At 49.5% G+C, this 10897-nt stretch carries 2 protein-coding genes; both read left to right on the forward strand.

Translation table 11 applies throughout. The features are described from left to right. Positions 1-140 precede the first annotated feature (140 nt). Positions 141-5030 carry a hypothetical protein gene (locus tag ACOJUO_RS09700; RefSeq protein WP_422139660.1) on the forward strand — a complete coding sequence of 1630 codons (4890 nt, stop codon included), beginning with the start codon at positions 141-143 and terminating at the stop codon, positions 5028-5030. Positions 5031-5841: 811 nt separating this feature from the next. After that, positions 5842-10749 carry a hypothetical protein gene (locus tag ACOJUO_RS09705; RefSeq protein ID WP_422139661.1) on the forward strand — a complete coding sequence of 1636 codons (4908 nt, stop codon included), beginning with the start codon at positions 5842-5844 and terminating at the stop codon, positions 10747-10749. Positions 10750-10897: the final 148 nt, after the last annotated feature.

Raw genomic sequence — 10897 nt, forward strand, 5'->3', positions numbered from 1 at the left:
TATGGAGCCAATCTTATAGTTTTCCCCAGTCTTCACAGAATGGATGGAACTAACTGACTGGATAAACTGTCAAAACTGTAATGGATTCGGTTTGACTCCAAAAGTTCAGAATTACAAGGACAGTAGTGAGGGCTAAAAAAATGGATTTGCTCCCTATCAACGCAGGAAAAGTACGGGCGCCTTTTGAAGACTCAAGGTTATCTGAAAATATTGATAAGACAGGCAGCGCTTTTGCCAGAAAAGTGAGTATAAGTGAAGAGTTAATGCCCACAGATGTGGCTTCTGCAAAGTGGGTTGACGCAGACAATAATGATTTCTCGCACAAGATCGGGCACAAACGGGCCGCTACTGATATTCTCCCGAAAACAATAGAGACAGGTCTGGAAACGCTGACCATTGAACCGGTAAAACGTCCGAAAATAGCTGCAACCGAAACAGCCCATTGGCCGGTCATTGATCCATCGTTGATTGAATCCACCCAGATAGCGAAAACGGCCTTGCTTCAGCCTTATTCTCCTGACAGCATCGCGCCTCCTGCACAGGCAATTGCCCGCAAGGTTCATGGTGTCCAGCACAGTTGCCGGACGGCAATCTGGGCAGTAGCCCTGTTGCAACAGCGTAAACTGCACGGCGATCGCCTGGCGCGGGAATTTCCCGACCAAATGATACCCCTGCTGATTAAAGTCTGCCTGTTTCACGATACGGGTCGAGAAGGCGATGGAGACGATACGCTGGAGTGGGAGCGCGCCAGTGCTGACAACCTTAGGGAACACCTGCGTAACTGCGGCGTGGATCAGTCCCTGGCCTGGCAGTGCGGTGAAGCCATTTGCCACAAGGATAATCCAGAGGGCTGCCAGCATCTGCCAGAAGCCATACAGACCCTGCGCAGTCTGCTCCATGACGCAGATACGCTGGATGTTATGCGGGTCAGAGACTTCTTTTACATGGATCGGCTGGAATGTTTCGCTGCCTCTGGGGATGACTATCAGAGGCAAGACTGGCGCCTGCTGGCCGAAGAGGTCTGCCAGGTGATTGTCAGGCAGGGTGACCTCTGGTACCCGATTAGATTGCAGGACAGACCCACAGACCGCGAGCATTTCTTCAGTATCGGTGACGCCAGCCGGTGCGAAAAAACTAAAAAGCAGTGGGAGCATCACCCTTCTCCCTTCAGTTATCAGCTCTTTAGCGTAGGTAAACAGTCCGCTGTTGTCCGGGGGCTGATTGCGCCTTATACCGGACAGCTGGCAGAACCATCGAAATCATCATTCTCCCTGGCAAAACTGAACCTGCCTGCTACCTATACGGAATGTCAGAACAGCTGGCCAGCGGGGCTTTACAGCGACCCCGTTGACCAACAGGTGTATTTCATCAAACCGGCGAGCTGTGAGCTTAGCGCCCGCAACCAGCTGCTGATGGCTAACCTTGCCGGGCTGCTGGGCATTACAGTTCCTCAAAGCTTTGTCCATGAAGAGCAGGGCCATTTTTATGTGGTCAGTTCTGTCCCCGGGGAATGGCAGGGCAAGCTCAAAGGCGGGGAGGCGACGCTGCGCTCTATGGCTCCAGAGCAGTGGGCCAGATTAATGCTGATTAATGTCATTGTCGGTAATGAAAATATGGTGAACAGTGCCTGGGAAGGCATTGAGCTGACCCCGGAAGGAGAGCCGGTCATGTTCCACTGGGATTATGCCGGGATGGCGACCCGCTACCCGTGTCAGGAGAAACCAGAGCCTGACCCCAAACCGGATGACTTTTCTTCCATGCCCTTGCTGCTGCAAAAACTGAGAAACCCTCAGGCACCTCCCATGAACTCTTTGCCAATCTACAACCCTTGCGTCGATATTCTTGCACAATTAGAGGATGACTTACTGGGCCATACCTTGAAGGATATCTTGCGGCAGATTGACTGGCAGGCCCTGGACCGGCAGATCGAACACAGCGGCTTTCTGCCCGGTGACCGCAGCTGGTTACGGCAGACTATTCATGATCGTATTGCCTGGCTGACCACCCGCTTTCCCAACAGCCTGGAAGCGGGTGAGCGGGTATCCATGGCGGAATACAAGGCGATAGAGGCGGCGGGTATCCGTGGCGGTTGGCTGCCAGTCAAAGGCCGGGATATACGGGGCGGGCAGATCGGTATCAGCCAGTTACTGGATGCCAATGGCCAACCCATCACCCGGATGACCCTCAAGTTGTCCCGGGAAGCGGGCAATAAACTGGCTGACAACCTGGCCCTGGAACGGGGATTGCACCGTCTGGCCAGCCGAGTTAAATATACCAACTTTGCCCTGAATAATCCCAAACACGCCCCGAACGACCATTACCGCGACTGGCGCAGTGACCTGACCAGCCTGGCCAATGACTGTGCCGACATGGCGGAACAGTTAACCAGAGATAAAACACGATGGCACGCAAAGGATCGCAAGACCATTAATAAGACTGTGATCATTCTGCAGGACATTGTTAGCAAATGCCGGGCATCGTTAGCTACCAATGTGCCGTTTATTGCAGAACTGCCAGCCATCAAAACGCCTCTGCCTGCCCCGGTCTTGCCTGCAAGAGTGAGTTCAAGAACCGGTAAAGACGTTGAAGCGAAAGTGCAACTGGCTGAATTCAGCCACGGTTTTGCCAAATTGACAGGCCGGAGCGTCGGTTATTTGAGCCCGCAACAACTGAAGGCTGCCCACCTCCGCGCCCCACCGGTTCGGGCAGTAGAACTCGAATCGGCCGTCTGTGAAGGCGGCAGTATTCTGTTTTCTCCCCCAAGCCTGCCTCGAGCCCTGAGTTTTGAAAATCAACTGACCCTCACCTTTGGGGGACACAGTAAAACGGTGGTTGAAGCATTGTTCAGGGAACTGGCAGAGCTGGGTATTGGTGGGGAGCGACCAGATATCCTTGATCTGGAGGAGCAATGGCTGGACGCCCTGGCCGACTACCATGGCTGTCTGGGTGATATGAATCTTGCCGTGGCAGCGGATATCAATACCCCGGTAAACACCGGCAAAAAAGCCTTTATTAGAGAATTACTGAATTTCAGTGACGAAGAATTGCTCGATTGGGAAATCCATTATCGTATTCGCGCGGGACGTCTGGTGTATTACCGCCCGGGGCTGCCCCATGGTATTGAGGTCAATCCCGTCAGGCAGTTCTGCCCCGGGCACGAGTTAGACTTTTGTGCGCAGCAGCAACAGAAAAGTGAACAGATTGTGACCAGCCTGAGAAATGAAGCGGCTCTGAACTCCTTTGAACGACGAACTCAGATCGGGATAAAACCGCTTTGGCATATTGCTGCCAAGGCTTCGGCGCGCAGGATGAACTGCGACACTGAATATACATTTTCCCGAATCATGGAGGAGCTGGCGGATAATTCCAAGTCTATAAATGGCAGGGCCATGCACATGCGTTTCACTTCTGCAACACTGGGCCGTACGGATGCACAAATTTATAGAGATGACGGCCAATGTTTTGGGGATTTCTTCGGTTTGGAGGCTTTCGCCCGTAATGAGAAAATCATTGCGCAATCAACTGATGACTACAGAAGTGTGATTCAGCACGATAAGTCACAGGAAACTCGTTTTTCCAACCCTTTATCTTTGCTTGACGAGTTGAACAGAATTGAGATCAGTTCTCCCGAAAAACAGCGGCAACTGTTCGGTACACTAAAGCAACGCTTCAGCCACTGGCCCGACGGGCGCCCGCTGGAACAGCTTTTTCAGCAGCCCTGTTCCCATCAGTCAACCCGCAAAGAGAGCAAAGTTGCCGAAGAGATCGAAGGTCTCGTCAAGTGTTGTGGTGAAGAGTACAGACAGTGGCTGTTTGAGCAAAATCCACATCTCTTGGAGGGCAAGCTGGATTCCCTGGATGGTATTAAGCTGGACGGGATTCAGCATACTTTTAAAGGGATGGATTTCAGTCGCTGTTCAATGGAGGGTACAGTTCTGCAATCCGTTGTATTTCAGAAATGCAAATTCAATACAGAGCTGTTAAACAGCGCTACTGTCGAAAATGGCTTTTTCAGCGAATGTTCTTTTGAAGGCAAGCGGCTTTTATCCTCGCTATTGGACAATGTTCGTTTTGTCCCTGAAAGGGATATAGAAGGCCTGGTGTATGAAAGTACACGGAAGCTTTCCAGAATCCTGTATGAGTCGTGTGTTAATCAGAACAATGAGTTCAATCTGAAACAATGGCTGGAGGTGATGGGGGAAAGTGACTGTCTACGCGGTCACTCAACACCGCTGGATGAGTTAAGCCGGGATATTCTGTCCCAACATATTGATGAAATTAAAAAAACATATCCACAGCAACTTTGTGAAATTATTTATGCACTTTTCTCCATTAAATTTAAAAGTTCTACCAATGCAATAAATTTTGTCTCGAGTAATCCGGAATTCTATCGACGCCCAATCAAAGATCTCAAAGATTTGTATTTTGAATTCAGAACCATCTTCCTGAAAGAAGGAGATTATAAGAACTCGTCAGGTGATCCATTTGATGAATTATGCGCCCCCTATATCCTCGAACACAATGATTTTTCCCGGGAAGCGGTTTTGGCGTTGATGTTAAATGTTATTAACCTTGTTCTATTCCCGGAATCCAGTGGTCAATACATAGACTTTGGCGTCAATGCCAACAGCGCGGATGACCATTGCCTGAAGGCCATTCCTGAGGTAAGTAGTGAAAGTACACAAAGCAACATGGATGATCTGCCTTTGGTTAAAATGCAAGGTTACAAAGCTCATCTTTGTTACTTTCGCCTCAAAGAGTATCGGAACTATATTCATAAATTCTGGGAACAATGCTCAGAGAAGAGTCAATTCACAATAGCCAGACACTGTTTGCGCCATCAAAATGTTGCCGTTAGTCCCTCAACAACCAGAGAATTTTTAAATTTGTTGTCTGAAGAAGACGGTGAGGAAAATTGGCATGAAATCTATGCCGCTAACATGAGAAAACATAAAAAAAATCAGAAAGAGTGGGACCTCTTGTTTAAGAAATATTTTGGCAAGCAGGGTAAAGGCAACAGTTATTATTGAGTTCGAATTGCCTGCCTTACCCAATGTTGCACTTTTGCCAATAGACAACAGGCTCGTGACACTCCCCGCCTTGTCAGGCGAGGCTTCTGACTTCACAGGCTACAGCCAGCCTATAGCGACTGGACTTACACAGAAGCCTCCATCAGCAGTAACCGGGTGCCCCTCGGTTATTTATTGGTCTTTTGTTTGATTTGCCGCAGCCTCAACGGGTCACTCAGGTATGGGCTCGTCTGGTTCTTCAAGGGCGGTTGGGCAGTTGTCTCTGCCTTAATTTTTTGTTAACAGTGCTTGGTTTTCGTCACCGTGAGTCTCTGCATAGAGACAGACCGATGGAAAATATAACCAACCACGTACAAATACTCAACCGGAACGCTCTGCGTTCCCGTCTTATATCCCCGCCCGATTGAGGGTGTCGCAAAACTCTGGTTCCCGCCTTCACCCCCGTCATTCCCGATTTCATTCTCGTCATTCCCGCGAAGGCGGGAATCCACACTGACTTACCACCAGAACCATACTGCCCGGTGTTCCCCTGGCCTTGTCATCCCCGAGAAGGCAGAGATCCACCGTTGGCGCTGGATTCCCGCCTTCGCGGGAATGACGACTTCAGAGCGTGAGAACGAGCTGTTGAAGTTTTGCGACACCCTCGATTGGGCGAGGGTTTACGACGATTTTGCTAAGCCAATCTTATAGTTTTGCCCAGTCTTCACAGAATGAATGGAACTAACTGACTGGATAAACTGTCTAAGGTTCAATCGATTCGGTTTGACTCAAGAAGGTCAATATTACAAGGACAGTAGTGAGGGCTAAAAAAATGGATTTGCTTCCTATTAACGAAGGAAAAGTAGAGGCGCCTTTTGCCGACTTAAGTTTATCTGAAAATATTGATAAAAATATTGATAAGACAGGCAGCGCTTTTGCCAGGAAAGTGAGTAGAAGAGAAAAGGTAATGTGCCCGGATGTTGCTTCTGCTAAGCAGGATAAGGCGATCAATATTGATTTCGGGCACAAGGACAGAAATACAGTAGCCGCCACTGATATTCCCCCGAAAATAATTGCGACAGGTCTGGAAACGCTGACCATTGAACCGGTAAAAAAGCGTCCGAAAATAGCTGCAACCGAAACAGCCCATTTGCCGGTCATTGATCCATCGTTGATCGAATCCACTCAGGTAGCGAAATCGGCCTTGCTTCAGCATTATTGTCCTAACATTATCGTGCCTCATGCACAGGCTATTGCCCGCCCCGTTCATGGTGTCCAGCACAGTTGCCGGACGGCAATCTGGGCAGTAGCCCTGTTGCAACAGCGTAAATTGCACGGCGATCGCCTGGCGCGAGCATTTCCCGACCACATGGTCCCCCTGCTGATTAAAGCCTGCCTGTTTCACGACACTGGTCGTGAAGGCGATGGGCGCGATACGCTGGAGTGGGAGCGGGCCAGTGCTGACAACCTGAGGGAACACCTGCGCAACTGTGGCATGGAACAGTCCCTGGCCTGGCAATGTGGTGAAGCGATTTGCCACAAGGATAACCCGAAGGGCTGCAAACATCTGCCAGAAGCAATACAGACCCTGCGCAGCCTGCTCCATGATGCGGATACGCTCGATGTTATGCGAGTCAGAGGATGCTTTTACATGGACCGGCTGGAGTGTTTTGCTAACTGTCGGGATGATCACCAGAGGGAAGAGTGGCGCTCGCTGGCCAAAGAGGTCTGTAAGGTGATTGCCGGGCAGGGTGACCTCTTTTATCCGATAACCTTGCATGACAGTCCTGCAAACCGCGAACATTTCTTCTTCATTGGTGCCGACAGCCAGTGCGAGAGCACCAAAAAGCAGTGGGAGCACCATCCTTCGCCCTTCAGTTATCAGCTCTTTAGCATAGCTAAGCAGTCCAATGTTGTCCGGGGGCTGATTACGCCTTATACCGGACAGCTGGCAGAACCATCGGCATCGTCTTTCTCACTGGCACAACTGAACCCCCAAACTACTGCCATAAAAGACTGCTCGGGCAGCTGGCCAACGGGGCTGTACAAGGATCCCATTAACCAACAGGTTTATTCCATCAAACCGACGAGCTGTGAGCTAAGTGCCCGCAACCAGTTACTGATGGCCAACCTCGCCGGACTGCTGGGCATCACAGTACCTCAGAGCTTTGTCCATCAGGAAGAGGGGCATTTTTATGTGGTCAGTCGTGTCCCCGGGGAATGGCAGGGTAAGCTCAAAGGTGGGGAGGAGACCCTGCGCTCTTTGTCTCCAGAGCAGTGGGCCAGATTATTGCTGATTAATGTGATTGTTGGTAATGAAAATATGGTTAACAGTGCCTGGGAGGGCATTGAACTGACCCCGGAAGGGGAGCCGGTGATGTTCCACTGGGACTTTGCCGGGCTGGCGACTCGCTACCCCTGTCCCGAGAAGCCAGAACCTGCCTCCAAAACGGATGACTTTTCCTCCATGCCGGTGCTGCTGAATAAACTGCGGGACCCCAAGGCTCCCCCCATGAACTCGTTCCCGATCCACAACCCCTGCGTCGATATTCTCGCGCAATTGGATGATGACTTGCTGGGCCATACCCTGAAAGATATCTTGCGCCAGGTTGACTGGCAGGCCCTGGACCGGCTGATCGAACACAGCGGTTTTCTGCCCGGTGACCGCAGCTGGTTACGGCGGACTATTCACGATCGTATTGCCTGGCTGACCACTCGCTTTCCCAACAGCCTTGAGACGGGTGAGCGGGTATCCATGGCGGAATACAAGGCGATAGAGGCAGCGGGTATCCGTGGCGGTTGGCTGCCGGTTAAAGGCCGTGATGTCCAGGGCGGGCAGATCGGTATTAGCCAGTTACTGGATGCCAATGACCAACCCATCACCCGGATGTTCCTCAAGTTGTCCCGGGAAGCGGGCAATAAACTGGCAGATAACCTGGCTCTGGAAAGGGGATTGCACCGTCTGGCCATCCGGGTTCAATATGCCAACTTTGCCTTGAATAATTCCAAAAACCTCCCGAACCACGATTACCGTGACTGGCGCAGTGACCTGGCCAGCCTGGCCAACGACTGTGAGGGAATGGCCGAGCAGTTAACCAAAGATAAAACACGATGGTACGAAAAGGATCACTATGCCATTGATAATACCGTGATGATTTTGCGGGACATTGTTAAAAAGTGTCGGGCATCGTTAGCTGCCGACGTGCCCTCCATTGCAAGACTGCCAACCATCGACACTCCACTGCCTTTCACGTCCTTGCCTGCACGAATCAGTTCAAGAACCGGCAAAAACGATGTAGCGAAAGTACAGCTGGCTGAATTCAGCCGCGGTTTTGCCAAACTGACAGGCCAGAGCGTCAGTTATTTGAGTCAGGAACAAATGGATCATGCCAACCTGATCGCCCCACCGGTTCGGTCAGTTGAACTCGAATCGGTCGTCTGTGAAGGCGGCAGTATTCTGTTTTCTCCTCCGAACCTGCCTGAAGCCCTGAGCTTTGAAAATCAATTGATCCTCACTTTTCCGGGACACACTAAAGCGGTGGTTGAAGCATTGTTCAGGGAACTGGCAGAGCTGGGCATTGGTGGGGAGCGACCAGATATCCCTGACCTGGAAGAGCAATGGCTGGACGCCCTGGCCGACTACCACGGCTGCCTTGGTGATATGAACCTTGACGTGGCAGCGAAGATCAATACTCCGGTAAACACCCGCAAAAAGAAATTTCTTAAAGAGCTTCTGAACCTCAGTGACGAAGAACTGGTTTGGGAAATCCATTGTCGTATTCGCGCAGGACGTCTGGTGCATTATCGCCCGGGGTTGCCCCATGGTATTGAGGCAAACCCTGCCAGGAAGTTCTGCCCCGCGCACGATCTAAACTATTCTGCATTGCAGCAAAGCAGCAGTGGAAAGTTTGTGGTCGAGAGTCTGGAAAATGAAGCGACCCTGTGTTCCTTTGAACGACGTACCCAGATCGGGATAGATCCAACCGGGAATGTTTCGGCACTCAGGATGAAATGCGATGCCGAATATGCATTTTCCCGAGTCATGGAGGAGGAGCTGGCGGCTAATTCCAGGCAAAGCGGAGGTGGGGTCATGTGTATGCGCCTGGATTCTGCAACATTCGGCCGTCTGGATGCACAAATTTATAACAACCAAAGCCAAATTGCGTCGGGATTCTTTGGTTCGGACGCCTTTGCCCGTAATGATAAAATCATTACGCAGTCAGCAGGTGACTACCAAAGTGTGATTCAGCACAGTGATTTACAAGAGATCCGTTTTTCCAATCCTGTGTCCTTGTCTGACGAGTTGAAACTGCTTGAGATGGGTTCTCCCGAAGGTCAGGCATTGTTGCGCAGGCTAAAGAAACGCTTTAGCCACTGGCCCGACGGGCGCCCACTGGAACAGCTTTTTCCGCAATCCTGGTCAATCCTTTACCTTGAGATAACCTGTAAAGGCAGCCAGTTTGACAAAGGCATCAAAAGTCTCGTCAAGGTTTGTGGTGAAGAGGGCATACAGTTGCTGTTTGAGCAAAACCCACAATTGTTGGAGGGCAAGCTGGATTCCCTGGATGGTCTTAAGCTGAATGGTGGGGCTCTTATAAAAAGGATTGATTTCAGGGGCTGTTCAATGAACGGCACAGTGTTGCAATCTGTTTCATTTGAGGAGTGTAAGTTCAATATAGAGTTGTTAAGCAGTGCTATTGTTGAAAAAGGCTTTTTCAGCGGATGTTTTTTTGAAGGTCAGCGGTTTACATCATCGCTATTAGACAATGCCCGTTTTCACTCTGAAGGTTATGAGGAGGGCAAGATATATGAAAGTACACATCATCTTTCTCAAATCCTGTATCAGTCGTGTGTTAATCAGTACAATGAGTTTAATCTGGAACAATGGCTGGAGGTGATGGGAAAAAGTGATTTTCTACGCTTCGGCTCAACACCGCTGGATGATCTAAGCCGGGATATTCTGTCCCAACACATTGAAGAAATTAAAAACACTTATCCAAAGCAACTTTGTAAAATTATTAATGGACTTTTTTCCATTAAATTTAAAAGTACTGCCAATGCAATAAATTTTGCCAGTAATAATCCGAAATTCTATGATCTCAAAATCAAAGATCTCAAAGACTTGTATTTTGAGTTCAGAACCAACTTCCTGAAAGAAGGAAAATATCTGGGTGAATCAGGGACTCCATTTGATAAATTATTTAAACTCTATAGCGTCAAACGCAGTGATTATTCCCGTGAAGCGGTTTTGGCGTTGATGTTAAATGTTATTAATCTTGTTCTGTTTCCTGAATCCAATGATCAGTACATAGACTTTGGCGTCAATACCAATAGTGCCGATGTGCATGACTATTGCCTGAAGGCCATTCCAGAGGTAAGTAGCACAAGTGCACAAAGTAACACAGATGACCTGCCTCTGGTTGAAATGCAACGTTACAAAGTTCGTCTTTGCAAGTTTCGCCTTCAAGAGTACCGGAACTATATTCATCAATTCTGGGAAGAATGCTCAGAGGAGAGTCAATTAACAATAGCCAAACACTGTTTGCGTCATCAAAATGTTGCCGTTAGCCCCAAAACAACCGGGGCATTTTTTAATTTGTTATCTAAAGAACACGGCGAGGAAAATTGGCGCAACATCCATTTCGCTAACATCGGAAAACATGTAGAAATTCAGAGTGAGTTGATTCCGTTGCTTGTTGAAGAATTTGGCGAATGGGGCAGATCCACCAAATTTTATTAAGTTCGAGTTGCCTGCCCTCCTCAGTGAGGCACTTTTAACAATAGACAAGGTGATGTTGTGATTCGGCAGGTATGGAGCCAATCTCACAGTTTTGCCCAGTCTTCACAGAATGGATGGAACTAACTGACTGGATAAACTGTCCAAGTTT

The sequence above is a fragment of the Endozoicomonas sp. ALC020 genome (genome assembly GCF_049275935.1).
GTDB lineage: Bacteria > Pseudomonadota > Gammaproteobacteria > Pseudomonadales > Endozoicomonadaceae > Endozoicomonas_A.

Coding starts and splice junctions, on each gene's coding strand:
- ACOJUO_RS09700 (WP_422139660.1), top strand. CDS start 141: ATGGATTTGCTCCCTATCAACGCAGGAAAAGTACGGGCGCCTTTTGAA.
- ACOJUO_RS09705 (WP_422139661.1), top strand. CDS start 5,842: ATGGATTTGCTTCCTATTAACGAAGGAAAAGTAGAGGCGCCTTTTGCC.